Here is a 21,349-nt window from a genome sequence, read left to right on the forward strand (position 1 = left end):
TGCCTGTGACTGGCTTGTTTATTACCCTGGAAGGCCCCGAAGGCGCGGGCAAAAGCACCAATCGTGAGTACCTGGCAGAGCGTTTGCGCGCCGAAGGTATCGACGTGGTGCTGACCCGCGAACCCGGTGGTACGCCGTTGGCAGAGCGTATCCGCGAACTGTTGCTGACGCCCAGCGATGACGCCATGTGTGCCGACACCGAGCTGCTGCTGGTGTTCGCCGCCCGGGCCCAGCATCTGGCCGAAGTCATTCGCCCGGCGCTGGCCCGTGGTGCGGTGGTGTTGTGTGATCGCTTTACCGATGCCTCCTACGCCTATCAGGGCGGTGGTCGTGGTGTGCCGCACGAACGCATCGCGACCCTCGAAACCTTTGTTCAAGGCTCTCTGCGCCCGGACCTGACCCTGGTGTTTGATCTGCCGATTGAAGTCGGTATGGCCAGGGCCAGTGCCCGTGGCCGCCTGGATCGATTTGAGCAGGAAGGGCGCACGTTTTTCGATGCAGTGCGCAGCACCTACCTCGCCCGTGCCGCCGCTGAACCCGGGCGTTACCGCCTGATAGATGCCGCGCAAACCCTGGAGCAGGTACAAGGTCAGCTGGACGTCCTGTTGCCGCAAATGTTGGGGCTGCACCGTGGCTGAAGCCTATCCGTGGCAAGACAGCCTGTGGCAGCACATGGCGGGGCGCGCGCAACATGCCCACGCCTATTTGCTGCACGGGCCGGCGGGTATCGGCAAGCGGGCGCTGGCCGAGCGGCTGATGGCCAGCCTGCTGTGCAAGCAGCCGGTCGGGCTTGAAGCCTGCGGCGCGTGCAAGTCCTGCTCGTTGCTGGCTGCCGGGAGCCATCCCGACAACTACATCCTTGAGCCTGAAGAGGCTGACAAGGCGATCAAGGTCGATCAGGTGCGCGATCTGGTCAGCTTTGTGGTGCAGACCGCCCAACTGGGCGGGCGCAAGGTGGTGCTGGTCGAGCCGGTGGAGTCGATGAACATCAACGCCGCCAACGCCTTGCTCAAAAGCCTTGAAGAACCGTCTGGCAACACCATCTTGCTATTGGTCAGCCATCAGTCCAGTCGACTGCTGCCGACCATTCGCAGCCGCTGCGTGCAACAGGCCTGCCCGCTACCGAGCCAGGCATTGAGCCTCGAATGGCTGGCCAAGGCCCTGCCTGATACCAGCGAAGCTGAGCGGGTCGAGTTATTGACCCTTGCCGCCGGTTCGCCTCTGGGTGCCGTCAAGTTGCAGGCGCAGGGTGTTCGCGAGCAGCGTGCCGCGGTGGTGGACGGGGTTAAAAAACTGCTCAAGCGCGAGCTGTCGGCTACCCAGTTGGCTGAAAGCTGGAACGCCATCCCGCTGCTGTTGCTGTTTGACTGGTTTTGCGACTGGTCGAGCCTGATCCTGCGTTATCAGCTGACCGAGGACGAAGCCGGCCTTGGGTTGGAAGACATGCGCAAAGTGCTGCAATACCTGGCGCAGAAAACCCCGCAGGACAAGGTCCTGAATATTCAGGACTGGATTCTCGCCCAGCGCCAGAAAGTGCTGAGCAAGGCCAACCTCAATCGTGTGTTGTTGCTTGAGGCGTTACTGGTGCAGTGGGCAGGCCTGCCCGGCCAGCGCTGATTTGATTGAATTGAAAAACAGGTAATTTTTATATGCTCGTTGACTCCCATTGCCACCTCGATCGTCTTGATCTGAGTGCCCATGACGGCTCGCTGGATGCGGCCCTCGAGGCTGCGCGTCAGCGCGGTGTCGGGCATTTTCTGTGTATCGGCGTGAGTGCCGACAACGCGGCTGATGTCAAAGCCCTGACGGACCGTTATGCCGATGTGGATTGCTCGGTGGGCGTTCACCCGCTGGACGTTCAGCCGGGAGCGGCGCCAGCGCTGGACTGGCTGCTGGGCGAGCTGAACCACCCACGGGTGGTGGCCATTGGTGAAACCGGTCTGGATTACCACTACGAGCCCGAAGCCGCCGACTTGCAGCAACTGTCGTTTCGCGTGCATTTGGAAGCGGCCCAGCAGACCGGTAAGCCTGTGGTGATCCACACCCGTGGTGCCCGTGCCGATACCCTGGCCCTGCTGCGTGAAGCGGCGTTGCCCCAGGCCGGTGTGCTGCACTGTTTCACCGAAGACTGGGACATGGCCAAGGCGGCGCTGGACATGGGGTACTACATTTCCTTGTCGGGGATCGTAACCTTCCGCAATGCTGACGCTTTACGCGATGTTGCCCGTCAGGTGCCAGCAGATCGCCTGCTGGTCGAGACTGACTCGCCTTACCTCGCCCCGATCCCCTATCGTGGCAAACCGAACCTGCCGCAGTACGTGCGTGAAGTGGCAGAGTTTCTGGCCATGTTGCGCGGTGAGTCCTACGAGCGTTTTGCCGAGCAGACCACTGAAAACTTCAAGCGACTGTTCCCGCTGGCACGGGTCAGATGATCCGTAAAAAATAGGCAGGCAAAAAAAACCCGGGCTCTGGGGAATCCGGGTTAAGACCATTAGGAGTAAAACAAAGGCACACATTCCGTTGCTGCCTAAATCGGCGAAACACTTTGGGGGGGATGTCACGCCGACATATTAAGTATTGGTCAGCTTTATCCAACGTCCAGCCGGGATTGATCGTTTTTTAAACAGATTTGGAATACCCGTGCTTCGCTTGAGTACTCATTGAATCGCAAGGAAATCGTTTGCAGGCATCGATATGCAGGATGATCCGTGCAATTTTGCGTGACTAATGCATAATACTTCGCTTCGATTTTGACCCCAACAGACCTTTTCTTATGCACAAAGAACCCCGCAAGGTCCGTGAGTTTCGTCGCCGCGAGCAAGAAATTCTCGATACCGCGCTCAAGCTATTCCTCGAACTGGGTGAAGACAGTGTCACCGTCGAGATGATTGCTGATGCCGTGGGTATCGGCAAAGGCACGATCTACAAGCATTTCAAGTCCAAGGCCGAGATCTACCTGCGCCTGATGCTCGACTACGAGCGTGATTTGAATGAGCTGCTGCATTCCGCTGACGTGGATAAAGACAAGGAGGCGCTGTCGCGGGCCTATTTTGAGTTCCGCATGCGCGACCCTCAGCGTTACCGGCTGTTTGACCGCCTTGAAGAGAAGGTCGTCAAAGGCAATCAGGTGCCCGAGCTGGTTGAGGAGCTGCACAAGATCCGTGCTTCCAACTTTGAGCGCCTGACCCTGCTGATCAAGGGTCGTATCAGCGAAGGCAAGCTTGAAGATGTACCGCCTTACTTCCATTACTGCGCGGCCTGGGCCCTGGTGCACGGCGCCGTGGCGCTGTATCACTCGCCATTCTGGAGCAATGTGCTGGAAGATCAGGAAGGTTTCTTTCAGTTCCTGATGGACATCGGCGTACGCATGGGCAACAAGCGCAAGCGTGACACCGACACCCCGCCAGCGGAGTAAGCATCGCCAGCATTTGCTTCATGGCAGATGGCCTTGAAGCTTATACTCAGGCAAGGGTCTGTTGACGTTTGGTTGTGAGCCGCGTCGCTGGGTCAAATTTTGCCAGGAAAGGCGCAGGGCGAAGGGAATGGTTGTTCCCTTCTCAAGCCCTGCAACGCAGCCTGGCAAAATTTGACACGCGACCCGAAGGGCCGATAGCCCATGTGGCGCAGGGCGGCGTTGCTCGCAGCTTATTTAGAACAACTAAACCACGCTGCTCGCGCCTTGCCCTGCACCACATGGGCTATAGGCGCGGCCACAACCAAACGCCAACAGACCCTAGGGCCTTGCTAAAACCTGATTTATGAGTCAGGTTTTGCGACGAGCCATTTCCCCCGTGCCGGAGTCATCCATGATTGTCGATCGCCAGGGCAGACGTTTTCGCAATTTGCGTATCAGTCTGACTTCAGCATGCAACTACGCCTGCACCTACTGCGTGCCCAACGGCAAGCGGCTGGTCGCTGCGCAGGATGAGCTATCCGCCGAGGCCATGGTGCGCGGGGTGGCCTATCTGATTGAAGCAGCGGGCATCGAGCGCTTGCGCATTACCGGTGGCGAGCCGCTGGTCAGCCCAAAGCTTGAAACCTTTATGCGTGAAGTCGGGCAGTTGGGGTTGAGTGATATCAGCCTGACCACTAACGGCCAGTTGCTTGCGCGCAAGCTGCCACTGCTGCTGGATGCGGGCATCCGCCGGCTCAATGTTTCCCTCGACACCCTTGACCCTGAAGCGTTTCGCCGCATTGCCCGGGGCGGCGACCTGCCGACCGTGCTCGACGGCATGCAGCAGGCCCGTGAAGCGGGAATCAAGATCAAGGTCAATATGGTGCCGTTGCGCGGGCAGAACCTGGATCAGGTCATGCCGCTGCTGGAGTACTGCCTTGAGCGCGGCTTCGAGTTGCGTTTTATCGAGCTGATGCGCATGGGGCACCTGGCCAGTGATGGCAATGCCTTCTTGCAGCAGTTCGTCAGCTTGCAGCAGCTGTTGTCGTTGATTGGCGAACGCTACGAGTACTTGCAGGCGGATGCGCCGATCGACGCCACGGCGGTGCGTTACCAGATCCCCGGGCACGGTCACTTTGGGGTGATTGCCAACGAAAGCGTCCCGTTTTGCCGGACCTGCTCGCGCCTGCGGCTGTCCTCCACGGGCTGGTTGCATGGCTGCCTGTCGTCGAGCAATCGCCACTATGTGGGCGACTTGCTGAACAAGCCCCGGCATCAGGCGCTGCCTGCACTGCAAGGCCTGCTGATGAAAGCTTTGGGCGACAAGCAGGATGTCGCGTTCTCGGGCGGTGCCACTGTGATGAAAATCATCGGCGGCTGACCTAAAGACCTCGCCCTTGTGGGAGCCAGCCTGCTGGCGATGCAGACGACACAGCCTGCCTGGCTCACCGCAGTGAGGCTTTCGCCAGCAGGCTGGCTCTCACAGTAACTAGTTTCTTTTCCCACAAAAACTGAACTGCGCAAACTGGCGCGCAATCTGCATCACGCGGTTATTCGCCGGTTTTCTGTCACCGGCCATCGGGAGAGCGGGATGCGTGGTCTGATTGTATGGCTGACTTTTTTGGCACTGGGTGGCTGTATGACGGTCAGCGACATGGGTGAGGGTGCGCGCTATCAAATGAGCGACGCGGGCCTGCTCGATCACAGCAGCACCCGGCGCAGCAACTCGCTGCGCATCCAGCCCGACTCCTTTATCTATATCGCCCAAGGGCCGTTTGCCCCGGTGGGTGACCCTTACGTGCGTCCCAATGTGGTGGCCGAAGAAGCCTTCAATGGTTTTGTCGAATACTTCCCGATGGTGCGCCGCGCCAAAGAGCCGCTGGGGCTCGATCAGGCCATGAGCGAGGCCCGGGGTTTTGGTGCGCATTATTTGCTGTACACCCGTTTCGCCCGGGCCGATGACCGGATCAGCAACAGCGACGAGTGGCTCGACCAGGAAGAAATCAGTCGTCTGGGGATCGACAGTGGCGTGATTCAGGTGATGCTGATCGAAACCGGTACGCAGTATTTGATCGACACCGCCACCATCCGCAGTCGCGGCGGTTTGCTGACGTTCCATGACAACAAGCCGGCCGACCTGATTGGCCCGCCGCTCGCCAAGTACGCGCGCAGCTTGATAGGCTTGAGCGATCAATAAGACAAGGAGAGCAACATGAGCGAGCCGGTAGATGTCAGTAACCTGTTGGCGCAGATCCCCAGGGCTGACAAAGGCCTGCCGCCCGTTCACTTGTGGGATACCGCGTTTTGCGGTGACATCGACATGCGCATCGCCCGCGATGGCACCTGGTATTACATGGGCACGCCCATTGGCCGCAAGCCCATGGTCAAACTCTTCTCGACCATCATCCGCCGCGACGGCGATGATTATTTTCTGATCACCCCGGTAGAAAAAGTCGGCATCAAAGTCGATGACGCGCCCTTTGTGGCGGTCGCCCTGGAGGTAGAAGGGGCGGGCGAGCAGCAAGTCCTGCGTTTCACGACCAACGTTGACGAGTTCATCAGTGCCGGCAGCGAGCACCCGCTGCGTATCGTCATCGACCCGGTCACCCAGGAGCCCGCACCTTACGTGCATGTGCGGCGCAACCTCGAAGCACTGATCCATCGCAATGTGTTCTACCAATTGGTGGAGCTGGCGGTGGTTCGCGAAGTCGACGGGCAGAACTGGTTGGGCGTGTGGAGCGGTGCCGAGTTTTTCCCTATTGGCCTTGAGCCTTGATACACCGCGTGCTTGAGCCCCAACAATAAAAAATCAGGAGCACTTATGTCGTGGACAGCCGTAACCCCACACCGGGCAACACTTGGGGAGGGGCCGTTCTGGGACGCTCCCGGGCAGGCGTTGTATTGGGTCGACATTGCCGGCAAACAGGCTTTGCGTCTGCAGGGTGACAACGTTCAGATCTGGCAGATGCCCGAGCACGTTTCAGCCTTCATTCCCTGTGCCAGCGGCGATGCGCTGGTCACCCTGAGCAGCGGCGTGTATCGCCTTGATCTGGATTCTGCGGGCCTTGATCCGCGCCTCACACTGCTCTGCATCGCCGACCCGCAGCCGGGCAATCGTCCCAACGAGGCCCGTTGCGATGCCTTGGGCCAGCTGTGGCTGGGGACCATGCAGAACAACATTGGCGAGCAGGGCGAGGACTTGCCGATCGAGCGCCGCAGTGGCGGGTTGTTCCGGATCGCGGGCGATGGCCGGGTGACGCCGCTGCTCAACGGCCTGGGGATTCCCAACACACTGCTGTGGAGCTCAGACGGCACCACCCTGTATTTCGGCGACAGCCTGGATGCCACGATCTATCAGTACTCGGTGGCGGCCGATGGTTTTCTGAGCCCGCCCGAGGTCTGGCGTGGCCCGCATCCGTTGGGCGGTCCCGATGGCTCGGCGATGGATGCCGACGGGTTTGTCTGGAATGCACGCTGGGATGGCAGTTGCCTGCTGCGCCTGGCCCCTGATGGTCAAGTCGACCGGGTGATCGAGCTGCCCGTCAGCCGTCCTACCAGTTGCGTATTTGGCGGCGCAGACCTGCGCACCCTGTTTATCACCAGCGCTGCCAGCCCGGCCAACCACCCTCTGGACGGGGCATTGCTGTCGATCAGGGTCGATGTGCCGGGAGTTCTCTGTACGCGATTCGCGGGTTAAATCCCTTAATATGGGATGCAAAATTATATATTGAGATATTGCTAGCCCTGGGTTTATAGTCGGCCACAGCTCCACGCACTCACACTTAAAAAAACAAAACAGGTGAAGTGATGCCGAACTATCCCAGGGTGCTCCTGCGCGCCAGCGCGTCTGCACGCCACGCCCAATCCCCCACGCTTTTTAACCGGTCATCGACAGATGCCCGGCGTTCGTCGTGCTTTTTTTCAGGAGGCATGATTGATGGCTGAACCTCTAGCATTACCGCCGGTGGCCGAGCCACCCCGGGGCGAGCGTCTGAAGAACAAGGTGGTACTGCTGACCGGTGCTGCGCAAGGGATTGGCGAAGCCATCGTCGCCAGCTTTGTGTCGCAACAGGCGAAAATGGTCATCAGTGATATTCAGGGCGAGAAGGTCGAGAAGGTTGCCGCCCATTGGCGTGAGCAGGGTGCCGATGTACAGGCGATCAAGGCCGACGTGTCCCGCCAGGCGGACCTGCATGCAATCGTCGCGCTGGCCATGGAGTTGCATGGCCGGGTCGATGTACTGGTCAACTGCGCCGGGGTCAACGTGTTCCGTGACCCTCTGGAAATGACCGAAGAAGACTGGCGCCGCTGTTTCGCCATCGATCTGGACGGCGCATGGTACGGCTGCAAGGCGGTCTTGCCGCAGATGATCGAGCAGGGCATCGGCAGCATCATCAACATCGCATCAACCCACTCCACCCACATTATTCCGGGTTGCTTCCCGTACCCGGTGGCCAAGCACGGCCTGCTGGGGCTGACCCGTGCCCTGGGCATCGAATACGCCTCCAAAGGCATTCGGGTCAACGCCATTGCCCCGGGGTATATCGAGACGCAACTCAACGTCGACTACTGGAACGGTTTCGCCGACCCCCATGCCGAGCGTCAGCGTGCCTTCGACCTGCACCCGCCGCGCCGCATCGGGCAACCGCTGGAAGTGGCGATGACCGCCGTGTTCCTGGCCAGCGATGAAGCGCCGTTTATCAACGCCTCCTGCATCACCATCGATGGCGGGCGTTCGGTGATGTACCACGACTGAACCCATGATTGGACGTTCAAGGCTTTCAAACACTTTAAAAATAAAAACAAAGGAGTCAGCTATGAAACATCGTCCCGGTATCCGTTCCCTGTGCTGTGCGGCCCTTGCCGTCGGTGCCATCAGTCTGAGCAGTGCGCTGTTGGCCGCCGAGCAGGTAAAGATCGGTTTTCTGGTCAAGCAGGCGGAAGAGCCCTGGTTCCAGACCGAATGGGCTTTCGCTGAAAAAGCCGCGAAAGACAAAGGCTTCACCCTGATCAAGATTGCCGTGCCGGATGGCGAGAAAACCCTGTCGGCCATTGACAGCCTGGCGGCCAACGGCGCCCAGGGCTTTGTGATTTGCCCGCCGGATGTAGGGCTCGGCCCGGCGATCATGGCCAAGGCCAAACTCAACGGCCTGAAAGTGATCGCCGTCGATGACCGCTTTGTCGATGCCAGCGGCAAATTTATGGAAGAGGTGCCGTACCTGGGCATGGCGGCCTTCGAAGTCGGCCAGAAGCAGGGCAATGCGATGGTCGCGGAAGCGAAAAACCGCAACTGGGACTGGAAAGACACTTACGCGGTGATCAACACCTTCAACGAACTGGACACCGGTAAAAAGCGCACCGACGGCTCGGTCAAATCCTTGAAGGACGCGGGCCTGCCCGACGATCACATCCTCTACTCGGCGCTCAAGACCCTCGACGTGCCCGGCAGCATGGACGCCACCAACTCGGCACTGGTCAAACTGCCCAGTGGTGCGAAGAACCTGATCATCGGCGGGATGAACGACAGCACGGTGCTCGGTGGTGTGCGCGCCACGGAAAGTGCCGGGTTCGCCGCGGCCAATGTGATCGGCATCGGCATCAATGGCACCGACGCCATTGGCGAACTGAAAAAACCCAACAGCGGTTTCTTTGGCTCCATGCTGCCGAGCCCGCATATCGAAGGCTACAAGACGGCGACCATGATGTTTGAGTGGATCACCGAAGGCAAAGAGCCGCCGCTGTACACCGCCATGGATGAGGTGACGCTGATCACCCGTGACAACTTTCAGGAAGAGCTGACCAAGATAGGTCTGTGGAATTGAGCCGTTTTGCGTTCTCAGCACCGAGGTGGTCATGCAACAGCACACTGCTCATCCAGCACTAACGGACGTCACCGCCAGCCTGCGTTTTAACGGGATCGGCAAGCATTTCCCCGGGGTACAGGCGCTGGCCAATATCAGCTTCGTCGCCCACCCGGGGCAGGTGCATGCGCTGATGGGCGAAAACGGCGCGGGTAAATCCACGCTGCTGAAAATCCTGGGGGGCGCCTACACCCCCAGCAGCGGCAACCTGCAGATCGGCGAGCAGTCGCTGATCTTCAAGTCCACCGCCGAGAGTATTGCCAACCGGGTCGCGGTGATCCACCAGGAGCTGCACCTGGTGCCGGAAATGACGGTGGCCGAGAACCTGTTTCTCGGCCATTTGCCGGCCCGTTTTGGCCTGATCAAGCGCAGCGTGCTGCGGCAGAACGCACTGGAACTGCTCAAGGGCCTGGCCGATGAAATCGACCCCCAGGAGAAGGTCGCGCGCTTGTCGCTGGGCCAGCGGCAGCTGGTGGAAATCGCCAAGGCACTGTCCCGCGGTGCCCATGTGATTGCTTTCGATGAGCCTACGAGCAGCCTGTCGGCCCGTGAAATCGACCGGCTGATGACCATCATCGGGCGCCTGCGCGATGAGGGCAAAGTGGTGCTCTATGTTTCCCATCGCATGGAGGAAGTGTTCCGTATCTGCAATGCAGTGACGGTGTTCAAGGACGGTCGTTACGTGCGCACCTTCGAGCAGATGAGTGAGCTGACTCACGATCAGTTGGTGACGTGCATGGTCGGTCGCGACATTCAGGATATCTACGATTACCGGCCTCGCGAGCACGGTGACGTGGCGCTCAAGGTCGAGGGCTTGCTCGGCCCGGGGCTGCGCGAGCCGGTGAGTTTCGAGGTGCGCAAGGGCGAGATCCTCGGCCTGTTCGGGCTGGTGGGTGCCGGGCGTACCGAGTTGCTGCGCATGCTCAGCGGGCTGACCCGCTACAGCGCCGGGCGCCTTGAGCTGCAAGGCGCACAGCTGACCTTGCGCTCGCCCCGTGATGCGATCGGTGCCGGGGTGCTGCTGTGCCCGGAGGATCGCAAGAAGGAGGGCATCATGCCGCTGGCCAGCGTGGCGGAGAACATCAACATCAGCGCCCGCGGCGCCCACTCGACGTTGGGGTGCCTGCTGCGCGGAGTATGGGAGCGGGGTAACGCCGACAAGCAGATCAAGGCGCTGAAAGTGAAGACCCCCAGCGCGTCGCAGAAAATCATGTACCTGTCCGGCGGCAATCAGCAAAAGGCCATTCTCGGGCGCTGGCTGTCGATGCCCATGAAGGTGCTGCTGCTCGACGAGCCGACGCGGGGCATCGATATCGGTGCCAAGGCCGAGATCTACCAGATTATCCACACCCTGGCGGCCAGCGGCATTGCGGTGATCGTGGTGTCCAGCGACCTGATGGAAGTGATGGGCATTTCTGACCGCATCCTGGTGCTCTGTGAAGGGGCGGTGAGCGGCGAGATGCCCCGCGACCAGGCCAATGAATCCAACCTGTTGCAAATGGCCTTGCCACGCCAGCGCGGCTGAAGGCGTGAGCCCCCTGAGAGGTTTTTATGACCGTACAAAACACATCGCTGCCGGCCACCCGCAAAAAACTTGATATGCGACGCTTTCTCGACGATTGGGTGATGTTGCTGGCAGCGTTTGCGATCTTCCTGCTCTGCACCCTGTTGATCGACAACTTCCTGTCGCCGCTGAACATGCGTGGCCTGGGCCTGGCTATTTCCACCACCGGGATTGCCGCCTGCACCATGCTCTATTGCCTGGCGTCGGGGCATTTCGACCTGTCGGTCGGCTCGGTCATTGCGTGCTCCGGGGTCGTGGCGGCGGTGGTCATGCGCGACACGGACAGCGTGTTCCTGGGTGTCAGCGCGGCGCTGGCGATGGGGCTGATTGTGGGCCTGATCAACGGCATCGTCATCGCCAAGCTGCGGGTCAACGCGTTGATTACGACACTGGCGACCATGCAGATCGTGCGTGGTCTGGCGTATATCTTTGCCAACGGCAAGGCGGTGGGGGTGTCTCAGGAGTCGTTCTTCGTCTTTGGCAACGGCCAGTTGTTCGGCGTGCCGGTGCCGATCCTGATCACCATTGCGTGCTTCCTGTTTTTCGGCTGGCTGCTCAACTACACCACCTACGGGCGCAACACCATGGCCATTGGCGGCAACCCGGAAGCGGCGCTGCTGGCGGGGGTCAATGTCGACCGCACCAAAATCATCATCTTCGCCGTCCACGGGCTGATCGGTGCATTGGCCGGGGTGATCCTCGCGTCACGGATGACTTCGGGCCAGCCGATGATTGGCCAGGGGTTTGAGCTGACCGTGATCTCGGCCTGCGTACTGGGCGGTGTGTCGCTGAGCGGCGGGGTAGGGATGATCCGGCACGTGATTGCCGGGGTGCTGATCCTGGCCATCATCGAAAACGCGATGAACCTGAAGAACATCGACACCTTCTACCAGTACGTGATCCGCGGCTCGATCCTGTTGCTGGCGGTCGTTATAGATCGCTTGAAGCAGCGCTGAATCCTGGCCCCTGTAGCCGCTGCCGCAGGCTGCGATGGGATTGGTGCGCCACTGCGCTGTCTTTTGATCAGGAATGAAGGGCCTGCGGCCCTTATCGCAGCCTGCGGCAGCGGCTACAGAGTTTGAGTGTGTTAAATCCCTATATTTGAGATGAGTATTTATATATTGAGATTTGATGCGGTCGCGGTTTATAGTCGCCTGCACTGATTCACAGCATTCACTGCTAAAAACAAAACAGGTGAAGCGATGCAGGCGCAATTGATCGCGCTCGATTGGGGGACTACCTCCCTTCGTGCTTATTTACTCGGCCCCGCCGGGCAGGTGCTGAAAATGCGCTCGCTGGCCTGCGGGATCATGCAGCTACCGGGCACCCCCCGGTTCGTTGCCGGTCACTGGTGCACTGACGGCTTTGAATTGGCCTTCGATGATGCATGCGGCGACTGGCTGCAGGCGGACCCCGACCTTCCGGTGATCGCCTGTGGCATGGTCGGCAGCGCTCAAGGCTGGTGCGAAGCCCCTTACCGCGAAACTCCCGCCAGCCTCCCGGCATTGAGCACCGCTTTGCAGGCCGTTCGCAGTGTGCACGGTGTCGATGTGCACATCGTCCCCGGCGTGATTGAGCACTCGACCTTGCCCAACGTGATGCGCGGCGAAGAAACCCAGGTCCTGGGCATCCTGCGCACCCATCCTCATCTCAACGATTGCCTGATCGGCCTGCCGGGCAGCCATTCCAAATGGGTGCAGGTGCAGGACAGCTGCCTGGTGCATTTCGATACCTTCATGACCGGCGAGCTATACGCTGCTGTCTGCGAACACACAATCCTGGGCCGTACCCAGCAACCAACTGCGCAGTTTGACGCGTCGTCATTTGAACGTGGCGTGGAGGTGGCGTTGTCGGCGGTGGGTCAGCTCGGGCCGCTGTCGACCTTGTTCAGTGCCCGCACCCTGGGCCTGACCGGGCAACTGAGCCCCACACAGCAGCCCGACTATGTGTCCGGCCTGTTGATTGGCCATGAGCTGTCAGCGTTGAGTACTGCGCTGCGTCAACGCCTGGACGGGCAACCGCTGCCCGCGATCATTCTGATCGGCAACACCCAACTATGTGAGCGTTACCAGCGAGCGCTGGGCGCCTGCGGGTTTGCCGATGTGAGCCTGGCAGAGCAGGCCACCGAACAGGGTTTATGGCACCTGGCCCAAGCGGCGGGGTTACTCCAACACACTCAACTGGAGGGCTGAGATGCTCAAGCAAGCACTGGCACAAAACGGATTGATCGCCATCCTGCGGGGGCTGCGGCCACAAGAGGCCCAGGCCATTGGCAAGGTGCTGTATGACGCGGGCTTTCGCACCCTGGAAGTCCCGCTCAATTCCCCTGAGCCCTATCAAAGCATCCGCATATTGCGCGACAGCTTGCCCGCCGACTGCCTGGTGGGCGCGGGCACGGTCCTGACACCTGAGCAGGTGGAGTTGGTCAAGGCTGCGGGCGGGCAGGTGATTGTGATGCCCCACAGCGACCCCAAAGTGCTGCGGGCGGCCAAGGCCGCTGGCTTGTACTTGTCGCCGGGAGTTGCCACGCCCACCGAAGCCTTTGCCGCACTGGCCGAAGGCGCCGATGTGCTGAAGATGTTCCCGGCCGAGCAAATGGGCCCGGCCGTGGTCAAGGCCTGGCTGGCGGTGCTGCCTGCCGGTACCTTGCTGATCCCGGTTGGCGGGATTACCCCGGACAACATGCAGGTGTTTGTGGATGCCGGTGTATCCGGTTTCGGTCTGGGCTCGGGGTTGTTCAAGCCCGGTCTGAGCCCGGCTGACGTGGCGGTTCGCGCCAAGGCCTATGTGCACGCCTGGAACACCCGGCGTCAGGCCAACTGACTGGCGCTGTGGCGCCCCATCGAACAAGAGAGATAACACGATGAAAATTACCAAGTTGACCACCTACCTGGTTCCGCCGCGCTGGCTGTTCCTGAAGATCGAAACCGATGAAGGCGTAACCGGCTGGGGCGAACCCGTGGTCGAAGGCCGTGCCCACACCGTAGCCACCGCGGTGGATGAGCTGTCGGATTACTTGATAGGCAAAGACCCGCGCAATATCGAAGACATCTGGACCGTGCTCTACCGCGGCGGTTTTTACCGTGGCGGGGCGGTGCACATGAGTGCCCTGGCCGGTATCGACCAGGCCCTGTGGGATATCAAGGGCAAGGCGTTGGGCGTGTCGGTCAGCGATCTGCTGGGCGGCCAGGTGCGGGACAAGATCCGGGTGTACTCGTGGATCGGCGGCGACCGCCCGGCCGACACCGCCAGGGCGGCCAAAGAGGCTGTCAGCCGGGGCTTCACCGCGATAAAAATGAACGGCACCGAAGAGCTGCAATTTGTCGACAGCTTTGAAAAGGTCGACCTGGCGCTGGCTAACGTCGCCGCCGTGCGTGATGCGGTGGGGCCGAATGTCGGCATCGGCGTGGACTTCCATGGTCGCGTGCACAAGCCGATGGCCAAAGTGCTGATGAAAGAGCTGGACCCGTACAAGCTGATGTTTATCGAAGAGCCGGTGCTCAGCGAAAACTACGAAGCGCTCAAAGAGCTGGCGCCGTTGACCAGTACCCCGATTGCCCTGGGTGAGCGGCTGTTTTCACGCTGGGACTTCAAGCGTGTACTCAGCGAAGGTTATGTCGACATCATCCAGCCGGATGCGTCCCATGCTGGCGGCATTACCGAAACCCGCAAGATTGCCAACATGGCCGAGGCCTACGACGTGGCGCTGGCCTTGCACTGCCCGCTGGGGCCGATTGCGCTGGCCGCCTGCCTGCAGCTGGATGCGGTGTGCTACAACGCGTTTATCCAGGAGCAAAGCCTGGGTATCCATTACAACGAAAGCAACGACCTGCTCGACTACGTCAAAGACCCATCGGTGTTCGATTACGACAAGGGTTTCGTCAAAATCCCCAACGGCCCGGGCCTGGGGATCGAGATCAACGAAGAGTATGTGCAGGAGCGCGCGCTGATTGGTCACCGCTGGCGTAACCCGATCTGGCGCCATGCCGATGGCAGTTTTGCCGAGTGGTAATGCCACTTATGTAGCCGCTGCCGCAGTCTGCGAAAAGGGTCGAAGGCCCTTCAAAAACAGGGTTGCTCCGCAACCCATCGCAGCCTTCGGCAGCGGCTACAGGTGTTCTTCACGACCTCAACAATCATAAAAAAGAGGCATGCCCATGTCATCTGCAAGCACTGTCGCGCCCGCGATTTTAGTGGCGCCTAGCCGCAAGCGTTTTTTCATCATGGTTCTGTTGTTTATCACCGTGGTGATCAACTACCTGGACCGCAGCAACCTGTCGATTGCCGCTCCCGCCCTGACCACCGATCTGGGGCTGGACCCGGTACATGTCGGGCTGATTTTCTCGGCCTTCGGCTGGACCTACGCCGCCATGCAAATCCCCGGCGGCTGGCTGGTGGATCGGGTGCCACCGCGCATTCTCTACAGCGTCGCCTTGTTGCTGTGGTCGATAGCCACGGTGATGCTCGGCTTTGCGGCAAGCTTTATCGCCCTGTTCGTGTTGCGCATGGCGGTGGGCGCGCTGGAGGCCCCGGCCTACCCGATCAACAGCCGCGTAGTGACCACCTGGTTCCCCGAGCGTGAGCGCGCCACGGCCATTGGCTTCTACACCTCCGGGCAGTTTGTGGGGCTGGCGTTTCTGACCCCGGTACTGGCGTGGTTGCAGCACCAATGGGGCTGGCACATGGTGTTCGTCACCACCGGTGCGGTGGGGATTATCTGGGCCGCGATCTGGTATGCGGTGTACCGCGAGCCGCGTGACTTCAAGGGTGTCAACCAGGCGGAAATCAACCTGATCGCCGAAGGCGGCGGGCTGGTGGATATCCAGACCCAGACCGCCAAGCGCAAGTCGCCGTTCAGCTGGCTGGACCTGGGCATCGTGCTCAGCAAGCGCAAGCTGTGGGGTATTTACCTGGGGCAGTTTTGCCTGAACTCGACGTTGTGGTTTTTCCTGACCTGGTTCCCGACCTACCTGGTGAAATACCGCGGCATGGACTTCATCAAGTCCGGCTTGCTGGCTTCGCTGCCGTTCCTGGCCGCCTTTGTCGGTGTGTTGTGTTCGGGGTTCTTCTCCGACTGGCTGATTCGCCGCGGTTACTCGGTGGGCTTTGCCCGCAAGCTGCCGATCATTGGCGGGCTGCTGATTTCGACGTCGATCATTGGCGCCAACTTTGTCGACTCGACGCCGCTGGTGATTGCGTTCCTGGCGCTGGCGTTTTTCGGTAACGGGCTGGCGTCGATCACCTGGTCGCTGGTGTCGACGCTGGCCCCGGCGCGCCTGCTGGGCCTGACGGGAGGGGTGTTCAACTTTATCGGCAACCTGTCGGCGATTACGACGCCGATCGTGATTGGCTTTTTGGCCACCGGCGACTCATTCGCCCCGGCAATCACCTACATTTCGGTGCTGGCGCTGCTGGGTGCGCTGTCCTACATCTTGCTGGTGGGCAAGGTCGAACGGATCGAACTGTAGAAGTCAGCCCGCCGGGCGACCATAATGCTGCCCGGTTCTCCCCCCCTCTCAATGGAAAGGCTGGCTATGCAGGACGACTCCACAAAAATCGCACCGACCGGTACTCAAACCTTGCTCCGCGGGCTGGCGGTGGTGCAGGCCGTGGCCAATGGCGCGCGTGACCTCAAGGACATCGCTCGGGTGATAGGGACCACGCGCAGCACTACGCACCGTCTGGCCAGTTGCCTGGTGGATGAGCGTTACCTGCGGGTGTTGCCAAAAGTGGGGTATCTGCTGGGGCCAAAACTGATCGAGCTGGGTTTTCAGGCGCGTGAAGAGTTGCCGCTGGTGACGCTGGCGGGGCCGTATCTGGACGGGTTGTCGGTGTTGACCGGCGACACCATTCATTTGGCGGTGCGTGAGGATGATGAGGTGCTGTACCTGCACAAGAACCCGGGGCGCAATGGCCCGGAAATGCGTTCGCGGGTAGGGCATCGCATGCCTCTGGCGCGTACCGGCATCGGCAAGGCGATGTTGCTGGATGCGCCGGTGGGGGAGTGGCGGCGCCTGTATGAGGCCAGCCATCCTGCCGATGGCAAAAACCTGCAGTGGCCAGAGCATCAGGAAGTGTCGTGGGAGCAGTTCGAAGAGCGCATGCGCAGCTATGTAGCAGGCGGCTATGCGTTTGATCTGGAGGACAACGAACCGTCGATCCGTTGTGTGGCGGCGCCGATACGCGATGCCAGCCGCAAAATCGTGGCTGCCATCAGTATCGCCAGTACCGTGCCTTACATGTCACTGGAGAAAATGACCGGTTTGATCCCGGTCATTACCCATGCAGCGCAACAGATATCGGCAGAGCTGGGGGGCTAAGCCCGACCAGGCTCCCACAGAGGAGCCTGGCCAGTTTTCAGGCCTTCAGCGTTTTCATGTCGATCACGAAGCGGTACTTCACATCGCCTTTGACCACACGCTCAAAGGCTTCGTTGATGTTTTTGATGTCGAGCATTTCGATGTCGCAGGTGATGCCGTGCTCGGCGCTGAAGTCGAGCATTTCCTGGGTTTCGGCAATGCCGCCAATCAACGAACCGGCCAGTACGCGGCGCTTGAACACCAGGTTGAAGGCGTTCAGTGCCGGCTCGACCGGTTCGATCAGGCCGACCAGAATGTGTACGCCGTCAAACGTCAGGGTTTCGAGGTACGGGTTCAAGTCGTGCGGCACCGGAATGGTGTCCAGCAGGAAGTTGAAGGTACCGGCCGCGGCTTTCATCTGTTCGTCATCAGTGGACACGATCACGTGGTCGGCACCTTGACGGTAGGCTTCTTCGGCCTTGGCCTGGGAGCGTGTGAACAGGGTAACTTCCGCGCCCATGGCCTTGGCGAACTTGATGCCCATGTGGCCCAGACCGCCCATGCCCAGAATCCCGACCTTGTCGCCCGGCTCAACACCGTAATGAACCAGTGGCGAGTAGGTGGTGATGCCGGCACATAGCAGTGGAGCGGCGCTGGCCGGGTCGAGGTTTTTCGGGATGCTCAGCACGAAGTGTTCGCTGACAACCATATTGTTCGAGTAGCCACCCATGGTCAGGGTGCCGTCGATGCGGTCCGGGCTGGCGTAGGTTTGGGTCATGCCTTCCAGGCAGTATTGCTCCAGGTCTTCCTTGCAGGCCGAACAGGTGCGGCACGAATCGACCATGCAGCCCACACCGACCAGATCTCCGACCTTGTGCTTGGTGACTTTGTCGCCAATGGCCGTCACCTTGCCAACGATTTCATGGCCGGGCATCAGCGGATAAGTCGCGAAGCCCCAGTCATTGCGTGCCTGGTGGATGTCGGAGTGGCAAACGCCGCAGTACAGCACTTCGATGGCAACGTCGTCCGGGCGCGGGGCGCGGCGGTTGAACTGCATGGGCGCCAAAGGGGCCTTGGCATTCTGAGCGGCATAACCGATAGCGTTGTAGGTGACATTGGACATGGAAAACCTCGCGTAGCGTTGACTGTGAACAGGACGCAATTTTGCGCTTACAAGTCTTTCAGGACTATGACGATTCCTCCGCCTGTCATGCCTATTACTCCGGAGTCCAGGGGGAAGTGTCGCTTTATTGACCAATTCTGCGAAGATGCGGCTGTCTATTCCTCTTGTGAACTTATCTCCATGTTTTTGACTCGTCATCGCGATGAGAACGCCATGCTGGTGTCTCTGATCGAGCCACTGGCCACACAAACCGGCTTTGTGTCGACTTTGCTGCCTGAAGTTCGCGTGGTTTCGGCGTGTCGGGTAGTGGCCCGGATGCCGCAGATTTATGAGCCTAGCCTAATGGTGATCGCCCAAGGCAGTAAGTTGGCCTATCTGGGGCAGCGCACGATGGAATACGGTGCCGGGCATTATCTGGTGCAGGCGCTGTCGGTGCCTTTTGAGTGTGAAACCTTTGCCTCTGAAGACGCACCTTTGCTGGGCGTGGCCATCAGTATCGACCGGGCCGTATTGGGGGAGCTGGTACTGGCCATGGGGCTGGCCCCTGACCGCAGTGCCGTGGCACAGACGCCGGAGTCGATGACCTCGGCGGTTCTGGATGACGACATGCGCCAGGCGGTAGAGCGCCTGCTGCGCTGCCTGCATGACCCGCTGGAGTGCCGGATCATGGGCCAGGCGCGGTTGCGCGAAGTGCTGTTCGCGGCTTTACGCGGCCCGCAGGCGGGCGTGTTGCGGGCATTGGTCGAGCAGCAGGGGCAATTTGCGCGGGTGGCGGCGTCGTTGAGTCATTTGCATGAGCACTTTGCCGAGCCGCTGAATGTCGAGACGCTGGCCCGTTGCGCCAACATGAGCGCGTCGACCTTCCATGAGCATTTCAAGCGCAGCACCTTGCTGTCGCCGGTGCAGTACCTCAAGCGCCTGCGATTGCTGCGGGCCCAGCAATTGTTGTTGAGTGAAGGGTTGGGGGTGGCGCAGGTGGCGTTGCGGGTAGGCTATCAGAGCACGTCGCAGTTCAGCCGCGAGTACAAGCGCTACTTTGAGCGCAGCCCGGGGCATGAAGGGGTGGGGTGTTAACTGCCGGGTCATAAAAAAGGCCCCCGAAGGAGCCTTTTTTTGACTTACATGTTCGGGTAAGTCGGACCGCCGCCACCTTCCGGGGTCACCCAGGTGATGTTCTGCGACGGGTCTTTGATGTCGCAGGTTTTGCAGTGAACGCAGTTTTGCGAGTTGATCTGGAAGCGTTTCTCGCCGCTTTCCTGAGTGATCACTTCGTATACGCCCGCCGGGCAGTAACGCTGTGCCGGCTCGTCGTAGAGCGGCAGGTTAACGCTGATCGGGATGCTGGCGTCACGCAGCCTGAGGTGGCACGGCTGCTCTTCTTCATGGTTGGTGCTGGAGATGAACACCGAGCTGAGCTTGTCGAAGCTGAGCTTGCCGTCGGGTTTGGGGTAGTCGATCTTCTTGCAGTCCTTGGCCAGCTTCAGGCAAGCGTAGTCTGGCTTGGTGTCGTGCAGGGTGAACGGCAGTTTGCCGCCGAAGATGTTCTGATCCATCCAGTTGAAGCCCGCGCCCATGATCGGGCCGAACTTGTGCATCGCCGGGCCGAAGTTACGGCTGGCGAACAGTTCGTCGAACAGCCAGCTGGCTTTGAACGCCTCAACGTAGGTATTGAGTACGTCACCGCCTTCGGAGTCAGCGAGCAGCGAATCTGCTACAGCCTCTGCCGCCAGCATGCCGGACTTCATCGCCGTGTGGCTGCCCTTGATCTTGGCTACGTTCATGGTGCCCAGATCGCAACCGATCAGTGCGCCACCGTTGAAGACCATTTTTGGCAGGGAGTTCAGGCCGCCTTTTGCCAGGGCGCGGGCGCCGTAGCTGATGCGCTTGCCGCCTTCCAGGTACTGCTTGAGCACCGGGTGATGCTTGAGGCGCTGGAACTCGTCGAACGGCGACAGGAAGGTGTTGCTGTAGGACAGGTCAACGATCAGGCCGACAACCACCTGGTTGTTTTCCAGGTGATACAGGAAAGAACCGCCGGTGTTTTCGCTGCTGATGATGTCCAGCGGCCAGCCGGCAGTGTGAACGACCAGGCCGGGTTGGTGCTTGGCTGGATCGATTTCCCAGATTTCCTTGAGGCCGATGCCGTAGTGCTGGCTGTCGGCGTCGCTGTCGAGCTTGAAGCGTTCGATCAGTTGCTTGCCAAGATGGCCGCGGCAGCCTTCGGCGAACAAGGTGTACTTGCCGCGCAGTTCCATGCCGGGGGTGTACAGGCCTTCTTTCGGGTTGCCTTCGCGGTCAACGCCCAGATCACCGGTGATGATCCCGCGGACTACGTTGTTTTCGTCGAACAGGACTTCTTGAGCAGCAAAGCCGGGGTAGATTTCTACGCCCAGGTTCTCGGCCTGTTGCGCCAACCAGCGACACAGGTTGCCCAGCGAGATGATGTAGTTGCCTTCGTTGTGCATGGTTTTAGGCACAAACAGGTCAGGCACCTTGGTCGCGGTGCTGTCGCTGCGCAGTACATAAATATCGTCGCGGGTAACCGGGGTGTTGAGCGGGGCGCCCAGCTCTTTCCAGTCCGGGAACAATTCGTTCAGGGCGCGGGGTTCAAACACCGCACCGGACAGAATGTGAGCACCGACTTCGGAGCCTTTTTCAACCACGCAGACGCTGATTTCTTTACCGGCTTCGGCGGCCTTCTGCTTTAAGCGGCAGGCGGCGGACAAACCGGCGGGGCCGGCGCCGACGATGACCACGTCGAATTCCATGTACTCGCGTTCCACAGGCTATCTCCTACTCAAGGCTCAACGGTGTTTTTCTAATTGGAGGTTTGGCGTTTCATCCATTATTCCCTCGGCTCGGGGCCGAAGACGCAATGGATGATGCACCGCTCTCTCTATGGGCGCGCATTATATCTACACCACTGGCAGCGTCCAATACAAACGTTTGTTTGAATCTTCTGCAAGCCAGATAAATCAAAGACGCACGGCTCAAAACTGGCCTATTTGCTGTATTGACCGCAAATGGCGTTCCGGTCAAGATACGGTCGGTTTTGCGCTCGCCGTAGGCTGATTGTCGGTTTCAAGAGCACCTCTAAAGACAGGGCAC

General features: G+C 60.1%; 20 protein-coding genes. 18 read left to right on the forward strand and 2 right to left on the reverse strand.

Annotated features, from left to right (window positions below):
• The first annotated feature begins 5 nt into the window (after window positions 1–5).
• The 17 genes from tmk (at window position 6) to BLW11_RS10520 (ending at window position 17,139) form a co-directional block, all read left to right on the forward strand.
• Complete coding sequence (gene tmk, locus BLW11_RS10440; RefSeq protein ID WP_048358797.1) at window positions 6–638, forward strand: dTMP kinase; 633 nt, start codon at window positions 6–8, stop codon at window positions 636–638.
• Window positions 631–1,617, forward strand: a complete 987-nt coding sequence (locus BLW11_RS10445; protein WP_048358796.1) for a DNA polymerase III subunit delta' — start codon at window positions 631–633, stop codon at window positions 1,615–1,617. Before tmk ends, BLW11_RS10445 begins: the two co-directional genes overlap by 8 nt.
• A gap of 32 nt (window positions 1,618–1,649) precedes the next feature.
• On the forward strand, window positions 1,650–2,432 hold the full coding sequence (locus tag BLW11_RS10450) for a TatD family hydrolase (protein WP_048358795.1): 783 nt from the start codon (window positions 1,650–1,652) through the stop codon (window positions 2,430–2,432).
• Between the two features lie 341 nt (window positions 2,433–2,773).
• On the forward strand, window positions 2,774–3,415 hold the full coding sequence (locus BLW11_RS10455) for a TetR/AcrR family transcriptional regulator (protein WP_048358794.1): 642 nt from the start codon (window positions 2,774–2,776) through the stop codon (window positions 3,413–3,415).
• Window positions 3,416–3,806: 391 nt separating this feature from the next.
• Window positions 3,807–4,775: a GTP 3',8-cyclase MoaA gene (locus BLW11_RS10460; protein WP_048358793.1), complete on the forward strand. Its 969-nt coding sequence runs from the start codon at window positions 3,807–3,809 to the stop codon at window positions 4,773–4,775.
• A gap of 210 nt (window positions 4,776–4,985) precedes the next feature.
• A complete protein-coding gene (locus tag BLW11_RS10465; protein WP_048358792.1) occupies window positions 4,986–5,591 on the forward strand; it encodes a DUF4823 domain-containing protein in 606 nt (201 codons plus the stop codon).
• 15 nt (window positions 5,592–5,606) lie between these two features.
• Window positions 5,607–6,170, forward strand: a complete 564-nt coding sequence (locus tag BLW11_RS10470) for a DUF1285 domain-containing protein (protein WP_048358791.1) — start codon at window positions 5,607–5,609, stop codon at window positions 6,168–6,170.
• A 45-nt stretch (window positions 6,171–6,215) separates the two neighbouring features.
• The gene (locus BLW11_RS10475; RefSeq protein ID WP_048358790.1) at window positions 6,216–7,091 is read left to right on the forward strand and encodes an SMP-30/gluconolactonase/LRE family protein; all 876 of its coding nucleotides are present in this window, start codon (window positions 6,216–6,218) and stop codon (window positions 7,089–7,091) included.
• 240 nt (window positions 7,092–7,331) lie between these two features.
• Entirely contained in the window at window positions 7,332–8,150 is an 819-nt protein-coding gene (locus BLW11_RS10480; RefSeq protein WP_048358789.1) for an SDR family oxidoreductase, read from the forward strand.
• A 61-nt stretch (window positions 8,151–8,211) separates the two neighbouring features.
• Window positions 8,212–9,216, forward strand: a complete 1,005-nt coding sequence (locus BLW11_RS10485; protein ID WP_048358788.1) for a substrate-binding domain-containing protein — start codon at window positions 8,212–8,214, stop codon at window positions 9,214–9,216.
• A 31-nt stretch (window positions 9,217–9,247) separates the two neighbouring features.
• Window positions 9,248–10,780: an L-arabinose ABC transporter ATP-binding protein AraG gene (gene araG, locus BLW11_RS10490; protein WP_048358787.1), complete on the forward strand. Its 1,533-nt coding sequence runs from the start codon at window positions 9,248–9,250 to the stop codon at window positions 10,778–10,780.
• Between the two features lie 26 nt (window positions 10,781–10,806).
• A complete protein-coding gene (araH, locus tag BLW11_RS10495; protein ID WP_048358786.1) occupies window positions 10,807–11,775 on the forward strand; it encodes an L-arabinose ABC transporter permease AraH in 969 nt (322 codons plus the stop codon).
• A 246-nt stretch (window positions 11,776–12,021) separates the two neighbouring features.
• Window positions 12,022–13,011, forward strand: a complete 990-nt coding sequence (locus BLW11_RS10500; RefSeq protein ID WP_048358785.1) for a 2-dehydro-3-deoxygalactonokinase — start codon at window positions 12,022–12,024, stop codon at window positions 13,009–13,011.
• A 1-nt stretch (window position 13,012) separates the two neighbouring features.
• Window positions 13,013–13,642: a 2-dehydro-3-deoxy-6-phosphogalactonate aldolase gene (locus BLW11_RS10505; protein WP_048358784.1), complete on the forward strand. Its 630-nt coding sequence runs from the start codon at window positions 13,013–13,015 to the stop codon at window positions 13,640–13,642.
• A gap of 40 nt (window positions 13,643–13,682) precedes the next feature.
• Complete coding sequence (gene dgoD / locus BLW11_RS10510; protein ID WP_048358783.1) at window positions 13,683–14,831, forward strand: galactonate dehydratase; 1,149 nt, start codon at window positions 13,683–13,685, stop codon at window positions 14,829–14,831.
• Between the two features lie 145 nt (window positions 14,832–14,976).
• Window positions 14,977–16,287, forward strand: coding sequence for an MFS transporter (locus tag BLW11_RS10515; protein WP_048358782.1), 1,311 nt, complete (start codon window positions 14,977–14,979; stop codon window positions 16,285–16,287).
• Window positions 16,288–16,353: 66 nt separating this feature from the next.
• On the forward strand, window positions 16,354–17,139 hold the full coding sequence (locus BLW11_RS10520) for an IclR family transcriptional regulator (RefSeq protein ID WP_048358781.1): 786 nt from the start codon (window positions 16,354–16,356) through the stop codon (window positions 17,137–17,139).
• A 37-nt stretch (window positions 17,140–17,176) separates the two neighbouring features.
• Here the strand turns inward: BLW11_RS10520 and BLW11_RS10525 are convergent, their stop codons facing one another.
• Window positions 17,177–18,241 (reverse strand): NAD(P)-dependent alcohol dehydrogenase, encoded by a 1,065-nt coding sequence (locus BLW11_RS10525; protein WP_048358780.1) that lies wholly within the window; start codon window positions 18,239–18,241, stop codon window positions 17,177–17,179.
• A gap of 180 nt (window positions 18,242–18,421) precedes the next feature.
• Between BLW11_RS10525 and BLW11_RS10530 the strand changes: the two genes are divergently transcribed.
• A complete protein-coding gene (locus BLW11_RS10530) occupies window positions 18,422–19,315 on the forward strand; it encodes an AraC family transcriptional regulator (protein ID WP_048358779.1) in 894 nt (297 codons plus the stop codon).
• Between the two features lie 44 nt (window positions 19,316–19,359).
• On the opposite strand, the gene BLW11_RS10535 is transcribed toward BLW11_RS10530, so the two are convergent.
• Entirely contained in the window at window positions 19,360–21,024 is a 1,665-nt protein-coding gene (locus BLW11_RS10535; RefSeq protein ID WP_048358778.1) for an electron transfer flavoprotein-ubiquinone oxidoreductase, read from the reverse strand.
• Between the last annotated feature and the right edge of the window lie 325 nt (window positions 21,025–21,349).

It is taken from the genome of Pseudomonas deceptionensis (genome assembly GCF_900106095.1).
In the GTDB taxonomy this organism is placed as follows: Bacteria; Pseudomonadota; Gammaproteobacteria; order Pseudomonadales; family Pseudomonadaceae; genus Aquipseudomonas; species Aquipseudomonas deceptionensis.

Coding starts and splice junctions, on each gene's coding strand:
- BLW11_RS10450 (WP_048358795.1), top strand. CDS start 1,650: ATGCTCGTTGACTCCCATTGCCACCTCGATCGTCTTGATCTGAGTGCC.
- BLW11_RS10455 (WP_048358794.1), top strand. CDS start 2,774: ATGCACAAAGAACCCCGCAAGGTCCGTGAGTTTCGTCGCCGCGAGCAA.
- BLW11_RS10460 (WP_048358793.1), top strand. CDS start 3,807: ATGATTGTCGATCGCCAGGGCAGACGTTTTCGCAATTTGCGTATCAGT.
- BLW11_RS10465 (WP_048358792.1), top strand. CDS start 4,986: ATGCGTGGTCTGATTGTATGGCTGACTTTTTTGGCACTGGGTGGCTGT.
- BLW11_RS10470 (WP_048358791.1), top strand. CDS start 5,607: ATGAGCGAGCCGGTAGATGTCAGTAACCTGTTGGCGCAGATCCCCAGG.
- BLW11_RS10475 (WP_048358790.1), top strand. CDS start 6,216: ATGTCGTGGACAGCCGTAACCCCACACCGGGCAACACTTGGGGAGGGG.
- BLW11_RS10480 (WP_048358789.1), top strand. CDS start 7,332: ATGGCTGAACCTCTAGCATTACCGCCGGTGGCCGAGCCACCCCGGGGC.
- BLW11_RS10485 (WP_048358788.1), top strand. CDS start 8,212: ATGAAACATCGTCCCGGTATCCGTTCCCTGTGCTGTGCGGCCCTTGCC.
- araG (WP_048358787.1), top strand. CDS start 9,248: ATGCAACAGCACACTGCTCATCCAGCACTAACGGACGTCACCGCCAGC.
- araH (WP_048358786.1), top strand. CDS start 10,807: ATGACCGTACAAAACACATCGCTGCCGGCCACCCGCAAAAAACTTGAT.
- BLW11_RS10500 (WP_048358785.1), top strand. CDS start 12,022: ATGCAGGCGCAATTGATCGCGCTCGATTGGGGGACTACCTCCCTTCGT.
- BLW11_RS10505 (WP_048358784.1), top strand. CDS start 13,013: ATGCTCAAGCAAGCACTGGCACAAAACGGATTGATCGCCATCCTGCGG.
- dgoD (WP_048358783.1), top strand. CDS start 13,683: ATGAAAATTACCAAGTTGACCACCTACCTGGTTCCGCCGCGCTGGCTG.
- BLW11_RS10515 (WP_048358782.1), top strand. CDS start 14,977: ATGTCATCTGCAAGCACTGTCGCGCCCGCGATTTTAGTGGCGCCTAGC.
- BLW11_RS10520 (WP_048358781.1), top strand. CDS start 16,354: ATGCAGGACGACTCCACAAAAATCGCACCGACCGGTACTCAAACCTTG.
- BLW11_RS10525 (WP_048358780.1), bottom strand. CDS start 18,241: ATGTCCAATGTCACCTACAACGCTATCGGTTATGCCGCTCAGAATGCC.
- BLW11_RS10530 (WP_048358779.1), top strand. CDS start 18,422: ATGTTTTTGACTCGTCATCGCGATGAGAACGCCATGCTGGTGTCTCTG.